At 49.0% G+C, this 18,219-nt stretch carries 12 protein-coding genes; 6 read left to right on the top strand and 6 right to left on the bottom strand.

The annotated features are described in order from the left end of the window. Positions 1-21: 21 nt before the first annotated feature. Entirely contained in the window at positions 22-1,323 is a 1,302-nt protein-coding gene (locus tag IE117_RS19400; protein ID WP_189566236.1) for a hypothetical protein, read from the bottom strand. 175 nt (positions 1,324-1,498) lie between these two features. Here IE117_RS19400 and proS point away from each other — a divergent pair, with 175 nt between their 5' ends. The 5 genes from proS (at position 1,499) to IE117_RS19375 (ending at position 10,005) form a co-directional block, all read left to right on the top strand. After that, positions 1,499-2,974, top strand: a complete 1,476-nt coding sequence (proS, locus tag IE117_RS19395) for a proline--tRNA ligase (protein WP_189566234.1) — start codon at positions 1,499-1,501, stop codon at positions 2,972-2,974. 75 nt (positions 2,975-3,049) lie between these two features. After that, positions 3,050-3,481 (top strand): FKBP-type peptidyl-prolyl cis-trans isomerase, encoded by a 432-nt coding sequence (locus tag IE117_RS19390; RefSeq protein WP_189566232.1) that lies wholly within the window; start codon positions 3,050-3,052, stop codon positions 3,479-3,481. Positions 3,482-4,040: 559 nt separating this feature from the next. After that, a complete protein-coding gene (locus IE117_RS19385; RefSeq protein ID WP_374757975.1) occupies positions 4,041-7,148 on the top strand; it encodes a SusC/RagA family TonB-linked outer membrane protein in 3,108 nt (1,035 codons plus the stop codon). Between the two features lie 33 nt (positions 7,149-7,181). Next, positions 7,182-8,738 carry a RagB/SusD family nutrient uptake outer membrane protein gene (locus tag IE117_RS19380; RefSeq protein ID WP_189566230.1) on the top strand — a complete coding sequence of 519 codons (1,557 nt, stop codon included), beginning with the start codon at positions 7,182-7,184 and terminating at the stop codon, positions 8,736-8,738. A gap of 361 nt (positions 8,739-9,099) precedes the next feature. Next, positions 9,100-10,005 carry a hypothetical protein gene (locus IE117_RS19375; protein ID WP_189566228.1) on the top strand — a complete coding sequence of 302 codons (906 nt, stop codon included), beginning with the start codon at positions 9,100-9,102 and terminating at the stop codon, positions 10,003-10,005. Between the two features lie 124 nt (positions 10,006-10,129). Here IE117_RS19375 and IE117_RS19370 read toward each other — a convergent pair whose 3' ends face one another. Next, a complete protein-coding gene (locus tag IE117_RS19370) occupies positions 10,130-10,474 on the bottom strand; it encodes a c-type cytochrome (protein ID WP_189566226.1) in 345 nt (114 codons plus the stop codon). Between the two features lie 74 nt (positions 10,475-10,548). Further along, complete coding sequence (locus tag IE117_RS19365; protein WP_229581168.1) at positions 10,549-12,258, bottom strand: VRR-NUC domain-containing protein; 1,710 nt, start codon at positions 12,256-12,258, stop codon at positions 10,549-10,551. A gap of 263 nt (positions 12,259-12,521) precedes the next feature. Here IE117_RS19365 and IE117_RS19360 point away from each other — a divergent pair, with 263 nt between their 5' ends. After that, the gene (locus IE117_RS19360) at positions 12,522-13,712 is read left to right on the top strand and encodes a phosphoglycerate kinase (protein WP_189566225.1); all 1,191 of its coding nucleotides are present in this window, start codon (positions 12,522-12,524) and stop codon (positions 13,710-13,712) included. A gap of 218 nt (positions 13,713-13,930) precedes the next feature. Here IE117_RS19360 and IE117_RS19355 read toward each other — a convergent pair whose 3' ends face one another. From IE117_RS19355 to IE117_RS19345, 3 genes are all read right to left on the bottom strand, one after another. After that, positions 13,931-15,301 (bottom strand): arylsulfatase, encoded by a 1,371-nt coding sequence (locus IE117_RS19355; RefSeq protein WP_189566223.1) that lies wholly within the window; start codon positions 15,299-15,301, stop codon positions 13,931-13,933. Positions 15,302-15,481: 180 nt separating this feature from the next. Beyond that, complete coding sequence (locus tag IE117_RS19350; protein ID WP_189566221.1) at positions 15,482-17,020, bottom strand: GMC oxidoreductase; 1,539 nt, start codon at positions 17,018-17,020, stop codon at positions 15,482-15,484. An 88-nt stretch (positions 17,021-17,108) separates the two neighbouring features. After that, positions 17,109-18,059, bottom strand: coding sequence for a VOC family protein (locus IE117_RS19345; protein WP_189566219.1), 951 nt, complete (start codon positions 18,057-18,059; stop codon positions 17,109-17,111). Positions 18,060-18,219 lie beyond the last annotated feature (160 nt).

The raw sequence follows: 18,219 nt of genomic DNA, 5'->3' as shown, positions 1-18,219 counted from the left end.
TCAAAAATCATACCGGAAAGATCATCTTGGTCCCCGCGATCGCGAAGAGCTTGAAGAACTGCTCGATGAAGAACTTGGCGTACTCACACTACCTCGGCTACTGGACCCGCTGTTGTAGGTGGGCGTCGACGTCGACCGGCTTGGGGTTTGATAGGTAGATCGGGCCGGTGCCTGATAGGTCGAGTTACTGTTGCCATAGCCACGGCTCGAATTATAATTGGGGCTGCTCTGATAGGTGCGCGAGGAGCGGCTGCTGCTACCAGAATTATAAGTGCTTGTTGAACTCGACCGCGGAGACGAATAGTAAGGGGTTTCACTGGTAGTCGAGCTACTTCTGGAACTCCGATTCGTGTAGGTACCCGTCCGACCGGCGGATGTACCATCTCCGTTGTAATAGGTCCCGCTACTATTGGCGCGGGGACGGGCATAATAGCTGTCAGAGGTGGTAGTAGTACCGCGCGAAGGAGCGCTGTATGCTTCACGACCACCGCTATTCCGTGAAGTCCGGGCAGTATTTGAGAAGCTGTTGTTGTAGCTTCCATTGCTGCGAGCCGTGCTGGAACGAGGTCCGTAGCTCCGTGTGGCGTTACCGTTGTCGTAATTATTTACAACCAGCACGCGATTTCCAAAGCTACCATAGTAAGGATTGAATGCATTGTAGCCTCCGAATCCACCAAAACCCCAGGGACTTCCCCAACTATTGTATCCTCCGTAGCCAAATGGGCTCATGCCGTACCCATAGGCCATACTTCCGTAACCAAATGGGCTATATCCAATAGGATCATATCCGTATGAACCAAACCCTGAGTACCCCCAGGGATTGTAGCCCCATGAATTGTACCCCATTCCGTACCGATTGAAGGGACTATAGCCGAATCGTAGTGAATTGTTGATTCCCATCTGGAAGCCCATGCTGAAGGCTGAGCCAGCCATTGGCCAGTATGAGCCGTAGTTGTTGAACATGTAATTGGAACCGAACCCGTTGTTCCGACCCGCGTAGTATCCTTCGCGGAATCCGGCATCATAGCCTACCCCATCTGAAACGCGTCTTTGAGCATTCCGTGAGGATAGATACGATTCGTCATAGTAGTCAGCATTTCCGTTTTGATTTCCGGGATCGTAGTCACCGGACTGATAGTCGGGATTGATGTTGCGGCTTTCTCTTGTGTTTACATCGCTTTGAGAAACTGCTACACCCGACGGGCCTCCGTAGAGATCATCATAAGCAGCACCGGAGCGCGAGGTAAGTTGGCTGGAGGAACATCCCCACAACCCAAGAAGAGCAACCACCGAAAGGTAAGTAAGTTTGTTAATGGCTGTCATGGCAAAAAGGTTAATTATATAGATACTATAAATACTACAATTTTCATTCCGTAGCTATAAAAACGTCGCATTGGCTTGGTTGAATACAAATATAGCATAAAAAACTATCTTTGCAACCTCAAATTCGACAATTACCTGACAATAAGTCACCTGTTTAGTTTAATTAAAAAGTACAATGAGCAAAGGATTACCCACCCGTAGCGAAAACTACTCCGAATGGTACAATGAATTGGTCAAAAGGGCTGATTTAGCCGAAAATTCTCCCGTGAGGGGCTGCATGGTCATCAAGCCGTACGGTTTCTCAATTTGGGAAAAAATGCAGCGGGCCCTGGACGATATGTTCAAAGACACGGGACACTCCAACGCCTATTTTCCCCTTTTCATACCAAAGTCTTTCCTAAGCAAAGAAGCTGATCATGTGGAAGGCTTTGCCAAGGAGTGTGCCGTAGTGACCCACTATCGTTTGAAGAATGATCCAAACGGTGGCGGAGTAATCGTTGACCCGGATGCCAAACTCGAAGAGGAACTGATTGTCAGACCCACCTCCGAAACTGTGATTTGGAGTACCTATAAAAACTGGATTCAATCTTACCGCGATCTCCCGCTCCTGATCAACCAATGGGCCAACGTAGTGAGGTGGGAAATGCGGACCCGTATCTTTCTTCGTACCTCCGAGTTCCTCTGGCAGGAAGGCCATACGGCTCATGCGACTCAGGCAGAGGCGATCGCCGAGACAGAGCAGATGCTGGATGTGTACGCTACTTTCGCCGAGGAGTGGATGGCCTTACCCGTGTTGCGCGGAATCAAAACGCCTAACGAGCGTTTTGCCGGCGCGGTGGAGACTTATTGTATCGAAGCCCTCATGCAGGACAATAAAGCCCTGCAAGCTGGCACGTCACATTTTCTGGGTCAGAATTTTGCCAAAGCATTCGACGTAAAGTTTCAGGATAAGGAAGGAGGACTTGAATATGTTTGGGGGACATCCTGGGGAACCAGTACAAGGCTCATGGGTGCACTCATCATGGCTCATTCTGACGACAGCGGTCTGGTTTTGCCCCCCAAACTGGCTCCGATTCAGGTGGTGATTGTGCCTATTTACCGCGATGAAGAGCAACTCGCCAAGATTTCTGATCGCGTTAATGGTCTGGTGAAAGAGTTAAGAAAGAAGGGCATCAGTGTCAAATTTGATGACAGCGATGCTTACAAACCAGGGTATAAATTCGCCGAGTACGAGCTTCGCGGTGTTCCGGTTCGTCTGGCAATGGGCATGCGGGATTTTGAAAACGGTACCGTGGAGGTGGCTCGTCGAGACACTAAAACTAAGGAAACCCTTCCCTTCGATGGCATCGTGGATCACATCGCGAATTTGCTTGAAGAAATCCAGCAATCGATTTTCAATAAAGCGCTTGCTTATCGCGAGGCTAATTCTTTCCGGGCTGATAGCTACGAGGAATTCAAAACTACCCTGGACGAAAAGGGAGGTTTTATATACGCTCACTGGGATGGCACCGCAGAAACGGAGGATAAGATCAAAGAAGAAACCAAGGCAACGATCCGCTGCATTCCACTTGATGCGCCCGAGGAAGAAGGTACATGCATTTATTCTGGCAAACCTTCATCGCGCAGGGTCGTCTTCGCCCGGGCCTATTAATGGCAAAATGAACGATTTTAGGGAGAGCCTCTGTTTCAACTTCTCAGTTTTATTTTATTCAAAAAACATTTCAAGATGAGTAAGGCAAAATCCGGAGACACCGTACAAGTACATTATAAAGGCACTCTGACCGACGGACAATTGTTCGATTCTTCGGCCGGGCGTGATCCGCTTTCTTTCCAATTGGGTACCGGTCAGGTCATTAAAGGGTTTGACGACGGAGTAACGGGCATGGAAGTAGGTGAAAAGAAAACCATCAATATCCCCAGCGCGGAAGCATACGGTCCGGTAAATGAGGACCTGGTGATAAATTTCGACCGCGCCCAAATCCCATCCGACATTCCACTGGAACCGGGCGTAACGCTGAATATGCACCAGGAAGGCAATGGACAGGTCGTTCCCGTTGTGGTAAAAGAAGTAGCTGAGAACCATGTTTTGTTAGATGCCAATCACCCTCTGGCCGGCCAGGATCTTACTTTCGAGTTGGAATTGGTAGGGATCCAGTAACAGGATAAACCACACTTTTATGTTACGCCTGTTCTTACGAACGACGTAGTATATGGCGAGTAACCGCATTCGCGGCTCACGGAAAATTCCGTGAGCCGCTTTTTTTTGCTGTTTTTTCTCATTTTTCCAAGCCCTGAAACAGCAAGGCCAAGTCACGAAATCCTCAAAGATGATATCCTTCAAAAATCGTCGGCAAATTATTCATTTGAAGGCCTGCCGGACACCTCCTTCCTCTAATGCGTTTTAATTATTAAGGTATTATTAAAAAATTTACAATAAAATAAGATCCCAATAAGAGTATAATTTCAAGGTCCTGCATTTAGTATACTATTTACTCTAAACCATAGCGCTAAATCACTAAGACAAATGTCATTAAAACACTTAAAATTAAATACTTAGTAAAAATCCTACCTTTAATTATCACCTAACTTCAATTTCTATGAAACACAATTCTCCCCCGCCGGGTAAGCGTCCAACTCTCAGAGTTGGCATGCTGACTCCCACCGCATTCATGTTATTAATGGGAGTGACCATGGGTAGTCCTGACGCAGAAGCCCACATGGTAAACCCAATGCCTAATTTGAGCGAAAACACTATACTCGCTGAAAAAACGATTCAGGGAAAGGTGACTGACTCAGCCACTGGCCAGGGCCTTCCTGGTGTCAACGTAGTAGTGAAAGGCACAAGCCAGGGTACGACCACGAATGAACAGGGAAACTACACCATGACTGTAACCGATAATGCAGCCGTTATCGTTTTCAGCTTTGTGGGGTACCTGAGTCAGGAAGTGCAGGTCGGAAACCGCACTACCATTGACCTGGCAATGGAAGCTGACACCAAAGTACTCAGCGAGGTCGTCGTGATTGGGTATGGTACGGCCAAAAAGTCGGATCTGACAGGTGCGGTTGGTTCGGTGAAAGAGGCTGAACTGCAAGAACGCCCCGCCCCCTCACTCAACCAAATGATGTCCGGTAGAATGCCAGGCGTCCAGGTCAACACCAACTCGGGGCGCCCCGGTGGCCGCACTACGGTGAGGATTCGCGGATTCAGCTCGATCAACTCCTCCAACAACCCCCTTTATGTCGTAGATGGTGTATTTCTACCGCAGAGTACGGGCGACCAGTTCAGCAATGCCATCGATTTTATCAATCCCAATGACATTGTGTCCGTAGAAGTCCTGAAAGACGCTTCGTCAACGGCTATTTACGGCGCAAGGGGTGCCAATGGTGTTATTCTGGTGACCACCCGGAAAGGGAAAGCGGGCGAGAGCCGGGTAACTTACGACAGTCAGTTCAGCGTCAACACCATAGGCCCCAACCGGCCACGGGTATTAAACGCTAAAGAGTATCTGGCCGTAGAGGATTTGTCGTACCAGAACATCCAGAAGTACGATCCGGTCGGCTGGGCCTCCGGTAAGTACGCCAACCTGGACCCAGCCAAAAAGCGGATTGACCCACGCCTGTTCGATGCGCAGGGAAATCCGTTGTATGACGCTGACCGCATGAAAGACATTACCCAGAACAAACTTTCACAGAACCATCAGTTAGGTTTCAGTGGGGGCAGCGAGCGCACACAGTACTCACTTTCAGTGGGCTATCGTGATGATCAGGGGCTTTTCAAGACCTCCTATATGAAACGGTATTCAGGCCGGTTCACGATTGACGACCAGGTGAAGAAATGGCTGAAATTAAGCGGTACGTTAAGCTACAACAATCAGGCGGAGAACATTGTCGATCAGAACGATCAGGTTGCCCGCCGGATGGTGGAAGACTTCCCGTTCATGCCGGCCAAGTTTCCTGACGGCACCTACGCCAACAACCGCGACTATCCGAACGCAGAGGGTACTTTTAACGCATTGCACCAGTTAGAAGGTCGGAAGTACATCCAAAACACTCAAACTACCCTGGGTAGTTTGGCCGCTACGCTCACTCTGGCACCTGGCCTCCAGTTCAAGAGTATTTTGGGTACCAATATTCAAACGCAAGAGATTAATCGATCCACTACGCGCACGCTCAACATTGGCGGCAACGGAGATGCCGGGGTGAGTAATCGAAAGGAGACATTCTGGTCGTTTGAGAACTTGCTGAGTTATAACAAGCAGTTTGGGCCGGACCATTCGTTTGACGGATTGCTTGGTATATCGTGGCAGGAAACCAACGTATTTTCGATCAATGCCAACATCAACAACTTCGCTACCGACTACTTCGGCTTTAATAACCTCGGTGCCGGAGCTACCAACCCCGGTGTGGGTTCCAACGCGTTCCGATTTGCGTTCAACTCGTACTTTGGGCGTGTTAACTATGGCTACAAAAACCGTTATCTGTTTACGGCAACGGGTCGGGCCGATGGCTCGAGTAAATTCGGTGAGAACAACAAGTTCGCGTTTTTTCCCTCGGCTGCAGTGGCCTGGCGCGTTTCGGAGGAATCCTTCCTAGCCGACAATCCCGTCATCTCGAATCTGAAAATTCGTAGCAGCTACGGCCTGACCGGCAACTCCGAAATTCCATCGTACTCTTCGCTGTCCTTATTGAGTTCCACCTATGCCACGATTTACAACGATATCCGCGTAAGTGGAACGGGCATCAACCGATTGGCCAACCCTGACCTTCGTTGGGAAAAAACCGCGCAAACAGACGTCGGTTTGGAGTTAGGCCTGTTTAAGGGCCGGATATCCATCGAAGCAGATTATTACTACCGCCTGACCACTGACATGCTTCTGGATGCTCCCGTACCGCAGTCGAGCGGATACGCCACCATTCGTCGGAATGTGGGGTCAATGGAAAACAAAGGATTTGAGTTTGGGCTGAACACTATAAATATCAACCGCCCGAATTTTACCTGGAGTACCAACTTTAACCTCTCGCTGAACCGCAACAAAGTACTGTCATTGGCTACGCCGTCCGATATTTTCAACGTGGGTGGTCCAAACTTTACTAACCCGACCAACATTATCCGGGTAGGCGAGCCAGTGGGTTCTTTCTGGGGGCTGACGCGCCTGGGTGTCTGGAGCGAGGCGGAGCGCGAGGAAGCGGCAAAGTTCACAAGCTACCGGAACGGCCTGACCATCTTGCCTGGCGATATCAAGTACCTGGATGTGAACGGCGACTACGCGATCACCGATGCTGACCGCAGCATCATCGGAAACGGCAGTCCGAAGGGCTGGGGTGCCCTGAACAACAGCCTGAAATTCGGAAATTTCGACGCCACGCTCGAGCTACAGTTTATGTATGGCAATCAGGTGATGCTGATGAACCTGCACCCCAGCGAAGATCGGCAGGCCCTGGCAAACAGCTATACCTCCGTGCTCGATGCCTGGACACCTACTAACCAGGACACACAAATAGCCGAGATTCGCGAAACCCGTGCGGGTTATGTTACGAATGTCGACACGCAATGGATCAAAAACGGCTCATTCCTGCGCGGTAGAAATGCCCTATTTGGCTATACATTCCCTACCGAGTTGACCAATCGATTGAAAATGAACCGGCTGCGGATTTATGTCTCGGCCCAAAACTTCTTCCTGCTGGTAGAGGACCCGATTGTGGGTGACCCGGAAGTGACACCCACCAACCAGGGCGGTGGCAACAGTGCTTTCTCGCAGGGTATGATCTGGCACAACTACCCAAAGCCGACGACCTATCTGTTCGGCATTCAACTGAGCCTGTAATCTTTAATCGTACTTAACACATTGATTTCAATTATGAGACATACCTATTTAAAACACCTTGGCCGGGCACTGCTTTGCGGCATTGTCCTGACCGGACCGATGGGGTGCACCGACTTCCTGGACGAACAGGCTCCTTCCAACCTGACTCCCGATAACTTTTATACTATTCCCGACCACGCAGAAGCAGCGCTGGCGGCCGTGTACGCCGATCTGCGATTCATGGGCGGTGGTGCCGGGATTTTTTCCAGCAACTGGCAATTGCTGGAAGCCATGACCGGTACCTCCACCACGGAAACGGCGCAGAACTCCGACCTCAATAACCTGTACAGTCTGTCACTCGACGCTAATACCATCCATGTGACCAACTACTGGAATGGGCTTTACCGGGTGATTGCCAACGCCAACCAGGTACTCGATAAAGTACCTAGCATTACGCCCATGCCCGAAGCACAGAAAACCAAAATTCTGGGTGAAGCGCGTTTTCTGCGGGCCTCTGCTTATTTCACAGCAGTTCGGCTTTGGGGCGATGTTCCACTGATTACTGCCCCACAATCGGCTTCATCAGAAAATTTTCTGCCCTCACGGGCATCCAAAGAAGATGTGTACAAGCTGATTGTCGAAGATCTTACTGCGGCCGAGAATGCGGGACTAGCCTGGATGGACGTAACGGGTCGGGTCAATAAAGCGGCGGTGAAAGCACAACTGGCTGAGGTTTATTTGACTATGGCTGGTTTTCCGCTCAATAAAGGAGCGTCGCACTACAAGTTAGCCGCCGATAAAGCGCTGGAAGTGATTACGTACGCCAACGCGAATCCAGCGGTGATCAATTTGTTCACGAACTACTACGATGTACACAGCGAAACCACCGAAAACCGGCTAGAACATATCTTCATGATCCAGTACAACACTTTAGTGGCTGGCAACCCAATGGATAACTTCTACCCCAACTTCAAGCCCGTTACGTTCAACGGACCGGGCGGAACGGGAAGTTCGGTGCCTACGACGACTTTTTATAATTCGTACGAAAAAGGCGACCTGCGGGCGAAAAATCAGGAGGGGTACTTTTACACGAGCTACTTTACCAACGGTAGTGGAGCCCCCTTCGATCTGGGCGCGCCATATGTGTTCAAGCATTTTAACCAAACTTCGGCGGGCAAAGCGGGCGTAGCTGGCACTCGCCAGAATAACTTAAACGTACCCCAAATCCGTTATGCTCAGGTACTTTTGACCTACGCTGAAGCACAAAACGAACTTGGTGCGCCCACCCAAGCTGCTTACGACGCCTTGAAGCGGATTCGTGACCGGGCTACCCTGACCACCCCCGCCCTTGGTACATTCTCCCAGGCAAGTTTCCGCGAAGCCGTCTGGCGTGAGCGCTGGCACGAACTCGCCTACGAGCAGATCACCTGGTTCGACATGGTCCGTTTGCGGAAGGTATACAACGAAAAGACCAATGGCTTCGACAGCTTTGTGGGCCACATCAACCCCAGTTCCAACCAGGCTTTGCAGGAGAAGCATCTGTTGCTACCCCTACCCCGGCAGGAGATGCTCAACAATCCGAATTTGAAGACACAGAACCCAGGGTACTGATTTGATTAGTTGCGATTATTGAGAAATAAAAAGCTGCTCACAAATTCGTGAGCAGCTTTTTTATTTCGAATTGTCGATGTTCCCTACCCTTAAATCATATTTCCCGCTCACCAGTCAACCGGCAGGTATGTTAAGATCAATAACAGTTCATTATCTTTATTCTGAAAGTCGTTTTTTTGTTCAGTTGGTTTATGAAAGGAAAGGACAATGTGTGCTGACATACATTGTGAAAGCTATCAATCACCATTAGAATATTGTGGTCGACTTGGAGAAAGATTTGGACAAAAAGTACCTGTATTGAATGTTCGGATGAGATTAATTACCTTACAGTGATTTAATTGAAAGTCAAACTACCCTGATTATGACCAACAAAAGTTCCACACTGCTTCTGATCGTTTTGCTTGCCGTTGCCGCATCATCCTGTTCTACTTTGGATATAAAGGAAATCAAATCGTTGGATCGGATTGCCTTTGAACCATTGCGATTAGACCCCAGTCTCGAACCAAATAACCTGAGGATTGACGCACACCGGCAAACGACAACTACGTACGCGAACAACACAACACAAACGTCTCCTGTCCCGAACGACCCTTTGGGATTCGACCTGGGAAATGGTCTTTTTTACGACTTAAATGAAAACTTTTCGCTCAGGGTTGACAATTTGCTTGACTTTGCAGGAGCAGATTATTACTCCTTGAAAAATATAAAGAATCCACAGGCTAACCAGGGCATCAGGACCTATACCTTCGAGAATGACACCCTGTTCAGAGCCAATTCGGAGAATCGACGCTCCCGGTACTTACATCACCTGGCGGGTCCATCCGACAGTGTTTCCTATATGAATGGAAACAACTTGAAGTATGTGATCGTCCGGCATGATTCCTCGCTTGCTTGCCGGAACAAACGAAAAGTTAAGAAAGAGATAATCAACCTGGGAGACGGCCGCTTCCTACTCCAGTCTGGCAGAAGGCAATTTGATTTTGCCCAGAATTCCAACGGGATCAATTTACGCTCGCATTACCTGGTCGAATTGGCTGATGCAAACAGAGTTATGAATGTTTATCGCTTCAATTTGAATGGCCGCAAAAAGATCCTGTTTTCTATGATAAGAAACCGTAACACACTGTATGTCTTCAATAAAAACTACCGGGGGAGTAAAATCGTGTTTGAAAATCAGGGGCTTTCTGTATTCGGGAATAAAAACCTGGCGGAAAAATTTGAATTGTCTTTAACGGAGGGCCAATATGACCAGAACTTAGTACCTTAAGCAACGGCAACCGTTTTGGATAACAGTGCCATACAACTTCTGAATCACAGGCAAAATAAAAGCGCAGAACCCGCCTAAATTGCGAGCCCTGCGCTACAAGTTTCAGGTACCTGGACCCGAATTACTACTTCTTGGCTTTTGCGTCCAAAGAATTGATGTACTTCGCCAGCACCAGTGCATCTTCCTTTGGCACCTGGGTCATAGGAGCCATCGGCGGGTAGCCGGGCCAGTTTTCGGGAACCGGCTTGTATATCAATTCCACGATTTTAGCATCAGTATATTTTTTCTTGGAAACGTCAGTATAGGCAGGCCCCACCAGGCGGGCGTCCACGCGGTGACACGCGCTACACGTGTACTTGTTCATCAATGCTGTGATATTCTCAGGTACTTTCACCTGTGCGTTGGCAGTATCAATGCTGGTCACTAAGGCAAAGGCAGCTCCGAAGAACATTCCAATTTTCTTTTTCATCTTTTTGGATTCTATTGATTTAATATTTTGACAAATTCTTTTTCACACTGGCAAAAGTATGAAAGTGGATGAATTTACGGGTTATTCTCAGAAATATTTTCCTCATCCTCTTCCATCGTCCATTCAACCCGAAGTACCCGGCTATTAACGCCGATATTCTCGAAAAAGTGTTGCCAGTGCAGCTGCTGCGACGAAAGATGGTCGGTTGGGGACTTTACTTCCACTATATCGTATTCATCATCCTTCCAGATCAACAGGTCGGGAAATCCCCGGGTGTTTTCACGAAGGTGTTTAGCCATTTCCAACAGGATCGCACCAAGCTGAGCTGGCTCAAGGTACCGAATTAAACGTAGCACGAGTTCAAGCTGCCCCTCGAACCAGGCCACCAGCACGTTGGCTGTACCAAATTTTTCGATGTACGTTTCTTTCACCAGCGTACTATAAGATTCCCGGTCAGTCAATTCCGATAATCTGTTTTTCAACAAGGACTCTCTTTTTATGTAAAAGTCCGGAAGAAAAAAGTCAGACGGTACACGCTGCAATGGATGATGAATGGCCCGGACGTTGGTATCGTAGATAATATCCCAGAAAACCAGTCCGAACAAGGCCCGCCAGGGCTCATTTTCACTGAACGCGGCCTCATAACCTAGTTCCCTAAAGTACTCCATCACTCCCAACTCCACCCGGTACCGAAACGAAATAGGCACGGGGACAGCATCGGCATCCTTCAATGCCTTGGTCGTACGGCGCACTACCCTTTTCTTTTTGTTCTTGATTTTTTCACGATAATCAAGGCCAAAAAATCGTTCGTCGGCATTCTGGGGGTGAGCAATCATGTCTTCACACAGGGCCAGTGCCTCTTCCACATCGCCAACCCGCTGCAGCAGCCGGGCCCGCCGCTCACGGGAGGGGGCGTGGTCGGTAAGCTGGTACACCGCCAAGGCCTGTTCAGGCATTTTTTTGCGTTCGAGCCAAGCGCCTACCCGCAGGACAAGTCGTCGGTACGAAGGTTCAGCCACCGCGCTCAGTTCCCCCACCAGCCCACCCTGCCAGTTCATGAACCAGTCGTATATCTCTTCGGGAGGTAGTTCATCCTTCAGCTCATGGAAAGTTTCGCCCGTAAGCGAAATCATCAACTTGTCTTCCACGTCTTTCCGCGTCTCGAAACGAACCGAAAAATTATCCTCCTGAAAGGACTGGTATTGGACGTGGCCCAGGTCGCGGATAACGAACTCGGACATATCATTGTGGCGATTCCCAAAAAACAGGAAGCGCATCATCATGGCTTCCACTTCGTAACAAACCTTAACAACCGGTTCCAGAGCATCGAGGCCCTCGATCAATTCTTTGGGCTCATATTCATGCATCAGCCAGCGGACCAGGTCCGGTTTGCGGATGCTTCTGGCGGGAGGCACTGCCGGATCGAGGGCTTGGGTCAATAGCAGTAATTCTGGTTTGGTAAAGAGATCGACCACTTCGTCCGTACGGGCGGCATGGTTTTCCCCCAAGCCCTCGATAAATCCGGATTCGATCAGTTCGGTCAGGGCGGCCGGAATATCGGTTAACTCGGCATAGGAAAGCGCGTTGACTTTAAAAAAGGAGCCCCGTCGGTTGGTGAATCGTACAAACAGGCATTGGGCATCTTCCGAGAGCCTATCGAATGCATCCAGAAATTGACGTTCCGAATCGATTAGGATGGCATCGTAAAGTTTCTTGACAAATTCCAACACAAACCGGTAGTTGTCAAGGTAGTATTTAGGGGGAAGGTCGGGTGGCGTTTCCAAAATGAAGTGAACGAATCAGCAAATGGTGAAATACGGTATGGATAGTACTTAACAAAATGACACATGGAATGGTCCCCCGAAAATGAACGGGATGCCATCTTCATAGAATTGACCTGTGATAGAAAATAACCATGCTAATAGAAAAATAAAACTTAATAATTGCACTTTACCAATTACAAATGCCTGATTTATAGCGGTATTCTAGCATTTTATCAAGAATAACTCTACATTTGTTATTGGTATAAATTAACCCAAACTCCCTTATGAAAACACTGGACAGCTACGATTTTTCGGGTAAAAAAGCCCTGGTTCGCGTTGACTTCAACGTGCCTCTCAACGATAAGTTTGAAATCACCGACGATACCCGCATCAAAGCCACCGTACCGACTATCGAGAAGATCCTTAACAGCGGCGGCTCCTGCATTTTGATGTCGCACCTGGGGCGACCCAAAGACGGGCCAACCGAAAAATATTCCCTGAGACACCTGGTGAATCCGCTTTCCCTTGTTTTTGGCCGTACTGTAAAATTCGCCGATAACGCCGTAGGGGATCAGGCTACCGAAATGGCGGCGGATCTCAAGCCAGGCGAGATTCTGTTACTGGAAAATCTGCGTTTCCATAAGGAGGAAGAAAAAGGCGACGAAGCCTTTGCCCAAAAACTGGCAAAACTGGGTGACGTATGGGTGATGGACGCTTTCGGTACGGCCCACCGCGCTCACGCCTCAACAGCAGTCATAGGCAAGTTCTTTAAAGATAAAGTCTGCGGGTACGTGATGCAAGCCGAACTGGACAACGCACAACGCCTGCTCGAAAACTCGGAGCGACCTTTCACGGCCATTATGGGTGGTGCCAAAATCTCCGATAAAATCCTCATTATCGAGAAACTGATCGACCGGGTAGATAACCTTATCATCGGGGGGGGCATGTCCTACACATTCTCCAAAGCCAAAGGTGGCAACATCGGTCAGTCGCTGCTGGAAGCCGACAAGCAGGACCTTACGCTGGAACTAATGGAAAAAGCCAAGAAAAACGGGGTGAATTTGGTTCTGCCCGTTGATACCGTCATTGCCGATGATTTCAGTAACGATGCAGAGCGGAAAACCGTAAAAGCCGGACAGATTCCTGACGACTGGCAGGGACTGGACATTGGGCCCGAAACCCGTGAGCTTTTTGCCGATATTATCAGCAAATCCAAAACCGTGCTGTGGAACGGACCAATGGGGGTTTTCGAGTTCTCGAACTTTGCCAAAGGTACCAATGCAATTGCCAAAGCTGTGGTTAAAGCCACGGAGGAAAACGATGCCTTCTCGCTTATTGGTGGTGGCGACTCGGCCTCAGCCGTAAACAATGCGGGTTATGGCGACCGTGTGAGTTATGTATCGACAGGCGGCGGTGCTTTGCTGGAATACATGGAAGGGAAGGTACTTCCAGGAGTAGCTGCACTCGAAGCATAAATCGCTCGGGATATAGTCTAGGCAGGCTTGTTTAATTAGGGACTCCCGTGAACAGGTTAATTTATTTCCCATAAAACAGGCAGCATTTTTCGAAATGCTGCCTGTTTTATGATCTGGTAGTGGTCAAAGTTTGCTCCAAACTTCCTTCCAAAAAAACATGAACGCACAAACCAGTGGTTCTCAGACCAGGCGTTACCGGATGGATAAACTACCCTACCCTACTGACTTTTAAATTTAAAATGGTCCGATGGGCTATGACAGGCCTGCATCAAGCCCAGTAAGTCCTGAGCAATTTCGGGGTACTTTTCCGCGACATTATTGCTCTCGGCAATATCCTCCTCTAAATTATACAGCTCGACGGGCGAGCCGTGAAAGTTCTTGTGCAGATTCAGCCGGACGGCTTTCCATTTGCCTTTCCGAAGAGCCTGCCTGCCATCCATTTCATAAAATTCCCAATACAGGTAGTGATGAGCCGGTTGCGCTTTTCCAAGCAATTCCGGCAGGAATGAGATGCCGTCAATTTCGCCCGGCGCTTTGGTATCCGAAATTTCGGCTAACGTGGGCATAACGTCCCAGAATGCACCGACAAAATGGGAAACAGATCCGGGTTTGATTTTACCCGGCCAGCGCGCGATCATGGGTGTCCTGATCCCTCCCTCGTACAAATCTCGCTTTTTACCGCGCAGGGGTCCGGATGCTTTAAAAAATTCAAGCGTTCCGCCACTGCCGTGGGCTCCGTTATCGCTTGTGAAGAAAACCAAAGTGTTATCATCGATACCAAGCTCCTTCAACAGGTCCATGATACGGCCCACATCCTTATCCATACGGCTAATCATGGCGGCCTGCGTTTTCAGTTTTTCGTCCCAGTTTTCATTTTCATAAATACCCAGGTCAGGTACTTCAAAAGGTCCGTGTGGTATGGTGAAAGGGACGTACATGAAAAAGGTAGTGTCTTTGTTGGCTTTTATGAAGTCGAGTGCTTTCTCTGCAAGTACGTCATGGGAGTAAGTTTTTCCACCAGGTTGTCGGGTATTGCCTTGCTGCCAGAATTTCTGGCCGAAATTTCCTTCCAGATAATAAGGATAGTAGCTATGGGCATGGCGTTGGCAATTGTAGCCGAAGAAATCATCGACTCCGTGGCGGTCGGGAGCTCCGGAAGACTCCGCCCTGCCCATGGCCCACTTGCCGTATACCGAAGTGGCATACCCTTGCCGTTTCAGAATTTCAAAAATAGTCGTTTCGTCCTCGGGAATAGGTAGTTGTCCAAGGTAGGAGTCCCAATGACCCACCTCATAATTTCCCCGTACGTACGCATTCCCATTATGCTTTCCTGTAAGAAGGGAGCAACGTGAAGGCGCACACACCGTAGCACCAGCGTAAAAATCGGTGAACCGCATACCCTCTTTCGCCAGTTGGTCGATTCTGGGGGTTTTTATCCTCTCCTGTCCATAACAGCCAAGGTCCCCGTACCCCAAATCATCAGCCATAATGAAAATAATGTTCGGCTGCGGGTTTTCCGCAGCTTCTGATCTGCCATATAGGGTGGTGAGGCAAATCACCACTAGATTGAAAAAATAGCGAACACTCATGTTTCAAGCTTTAGTTACGAGTTATCTATTGATTGCTAGGGAAACAAAAGAGCGGCAGCAGGTTCTCCTACTGCCGCTCTCCGGCATCTCCTTATCTATTTGGACTATTTGGTTTGATTAAGGCTCGCGATAAGAAACAGACAATCTAATTTATAAAGTAGTGAGGTATTGCCTCATTTACTAGCTCATTCGATCGATAATGTGCTCACCGACGCGAATGGCGTTAGCGATAATCGTGAGCGACGGGTTCACGGCGCCACACGACACGAAGAAGCTGCCGTCGACCACGTACAGATTATCGATTTCGTGGGTCTTACAGTTCAGATCGAGCACCGAAGTTTTGGGGTCCGGGCCAAACCGCATCGTTCCGTTTTGGTGTGCAACCCCAGCCAGCGGAATCGTTTTACCCAGATAGAATTGATGGTCCAGTATGGTATCGCAAACTTCGCATTCCTGAAGTACCGCTTTCCACCTGCTTTGCAGGCGCTGGAACGCCTCTTCATTATTGGGGGTGTAGTTGATTATCTTTTTTCCTTTTTTCAGCTCGATCCGGTTATTTGGATCGGGTAAATCCTCGCTGGTAAGCCACCAATCGATGGTATGACCGGCAATTTCTTCCAGCACAAAACCGGGAGCAAGTTTGGGAGCATCCGCTGCCAGCATGTGTTTGTTGGATTTGCCCATGAGCTGCACGTGTCCCATCGGATACTCGTACTCTTTATCGCCAAAATAAAAATCCGCAACGGCCATTGTTTTCTGAAATACCGTGGGGTTTTCGTGACGGCTCAAGGCCATGATGGCAGCATTCTGGTGCTTCATGAAATTTCGGCCAAGCTGATCCGACTGGTTAGCCAATCCGTTCGGGTGTTTGTCGTTGGCAGATTGCAAAAATAGCAGCGAGCTGTTGATAGCGCCGCAGGCCACCACAACCACGTCAGCCGAAAATTCCTGCTTCACCCCATTTACTTCCACTTCCACCGACTTGATTTCGTTCCCTGACGCACTTGTAATCAATCGCGTAGCCTGGGCGTTTGTCAGGAGTGTTACCTGCGCCCTGCCCATTGCGGGTCGCACGCAGTTGATATCGGCGTCGGCCTTGGCGTGAATGAGGCAGGGGAAACCGTCACAGGTATCACAGCGGATACACTCGCTATTCAGTCGGTTGGCCTCATTCAACCGCAACCCCATGGGCAGGTAGGAAGGCTGATACCCAAGCGCCTTCATTCTTTCGTATAAATCCTGTATGACGGGCTCATGGCTGATGGGCGGATTTGGATAATCTTCACTCATGTATGGCTCCGTCGGATCAAGGCCTCTCTGGCCGTGCACATTAAAGAGCTTTTCGGCTTTGGTGTAGTATGGCTCAAAATCGGCATACGTCAGAGGCCACTCGGGCGAAACTCCGCCCGAGTGCTGCGTCCGCTTGAAATCCTGCTCCCGCAGCCGGAACATGGCTGCTCCGTATACTTTCGTATTTCCGCCTACCCAATACCCCATTTCGGGTTGAAATTTCTCGCCCTTGTCGTCGTAAAAATCCTCCGCGTTGTGGTAACGGCCCTTTTGAAAAACTTCTACTGCGTCCCAGTTTTCTTTCTCACGCAGCATGAAAGTTCCGCGTTCAAGTACCAATATTCGTTTGCCAGAGTGTTTTAAAGTGTCCAGCACCGCACCTCCTCCGGCGCCGGTTCCAATAATGATGATGTCAAATTTGTGGTTCAAATCTTTGGTGTTATTCAGTGAATATAGCAGCAGGTTTGCCGATCAGCTAAACCTGACCATAAAGTGCGATGTGTGAAGTTTTAAATGCTTAAAAACCGGGAGTTAATTTTTCGCAAATCATCGCCGCGTGACCATCCATGTCCCTGGCGATGAATCCACGATAACGATCTCCTTTCCAGTCTGAAAATGCGGCAATTTCTGTCGATACTACCTCGTACCCTTTTTCTCCAATCCGCTCGACTATCGCCCGCAATTCGTCAACCTCGATGACTGTGTGCCAATGAATCAAATCGTGCGGATGGGTACTTTTGGGGAATGGCCTTCCAGTATCTGGGTTTATAAAATCCAAAAACTCCACGCCCATCCCCTGGCCGGATGCCAGCCTGGTTATCAATTGCCGTGCCCCTTTGACCTGATTCAGCATTTCCTGTTGCGGCCCGTAGTTTTCTGTCTGAGATTCGGCAGCAAATCCCAGATTCTGATAAAAGGGAACCCCATCGGCAGTATTCCGCACTACAATGGCGGTATGATCGATTCCAAGAAATAAACCCTCCTTGGCACCATGCCATTTTGAGGCACCCTTGCCGGTGGGAAAATGAATCAATTCCAATACATGACCATCGGGATCTTTAAAATAATAGGCAGATATTCCAGCAGCATCCAGGTAGCTAGGCAGAGTTTGTGGCGTGGGCGAGATGTTTTCGATATCGAACATTTTTAAATGCTCCCACGCAGTTTCCATATCAGCCACCACAATGGCCAAATGCTGAAACCACAGGTCATTGCTTGCCGAATCAGATGGAATCTCTCCGGTAGTTGCAGATGCCTGAAATTCCATCAACTCAATGATTTCGTCGCCCAGCGACATCACGGCAAATTCCACGCTGAGCTTTTGCCCCTCGTTGACCATGCCAAACAGCCGGTTTGCCGCCGGACTTTTAATAGCGTAACTTCCAACGTGCGTAAAATTCAGCACCTTACTGTAAAACTCAACGGAACGAGCCAGGTCTTTTACAGTAATGGCAACGCGCGATATCATATCTTCGAAAGTATAATCTGGTAAGTAGCATTCAGAAAATCTCTGAATAATACCCACGATTGCAGAAAATTGTTTTCCGGTATCGGAGAAAAGGCCATGCTCAGTAGGCCAACGCAACCTGCGGAAGCACCTGCTTCGTACTAAGAAAGACTAAACAAAA

Origin of the sequence: Persicitalea jodogahamensis, from assembly GCF_014651615.1 — a bacterium.
GTDB lineage: Bacteria > Bacteroidota > Bacteroidia > Cytophagales > Spirosomataceae > Persicitalea > Persicitalea jodogahamensis.
Note: the sequence above shows the minus strand (reverse complement) of the source record. Positions and strands in the feature narration are given on the sequence as shown.

Coding starts and splice junctions, on each gene's coding strand:
- IE117_RS19375 (WP_189566228.1), top strand. CDS start 9,100: ATGACCAACAAAAGTTCCACACTGCTTCTGATCGTTTTGCTTGCCGTT.
- proS (WP_189566234.1), top strand. CDS start 1,499: ATGAGCAAAGGATTACCCACCCGTAGCGAAAACTACTCCGAATGGTAC.
- IE117_RS19380 (WP_189566230.1), top strand. CDS start 7,182: ATGAGACATACCTATTTAAAACACCTTGGCCGGGCACTGCTTTGCGGC.
- IE117_RS19390 (WP_189566232.1), top strand. CDS start 3,050: ATGAGTAAGGCAAAATCCGGAGACACCGTACAAGTACATTATAAAGGC.
- IE117_RS19355 (WP_189566223.1), bottom strand. CDS start 15,301: ATGAGTGTTCGCTATTTTTTCAATCTAGTGGTGATTTGCCTCACCACC.
- IE117_RS19385 (WP_374757975.1), top strand. CDS start 4,041: ATGGTAAACCCAATGCCTAATTTGAGCGAAAACACTATACTCGCTGAA.
- IE117_RS19345 (WP_189566219.1), bottom strand. CDS start 18,059: ATGATATCGCGCGTTGCCATTACTGTAAAAGACCTGGCTCGTTCCGTT.
- IE117_RS19360 (WP_189566225.1), top strand. CDS start 12,522: ATGAAAACACTGGACAGCTACGATTTTTCGGGTAAAAAAGCCCTGGTT.
- IE117_RS19370 (WP_189566226.1), bottom strand. CDS start 10,474: ATGAAAAAGAAAATTGGAATGTTCTTCGGAGCTGCCTTTGCCTTAGTG.
- IE117_RS19400 (WP_189566236.1), bottom strand. CDS start 1,323: ATGACAGCCATTAACAAACTTACTTACCTTTCGGTGGTTGCTCTTCTT.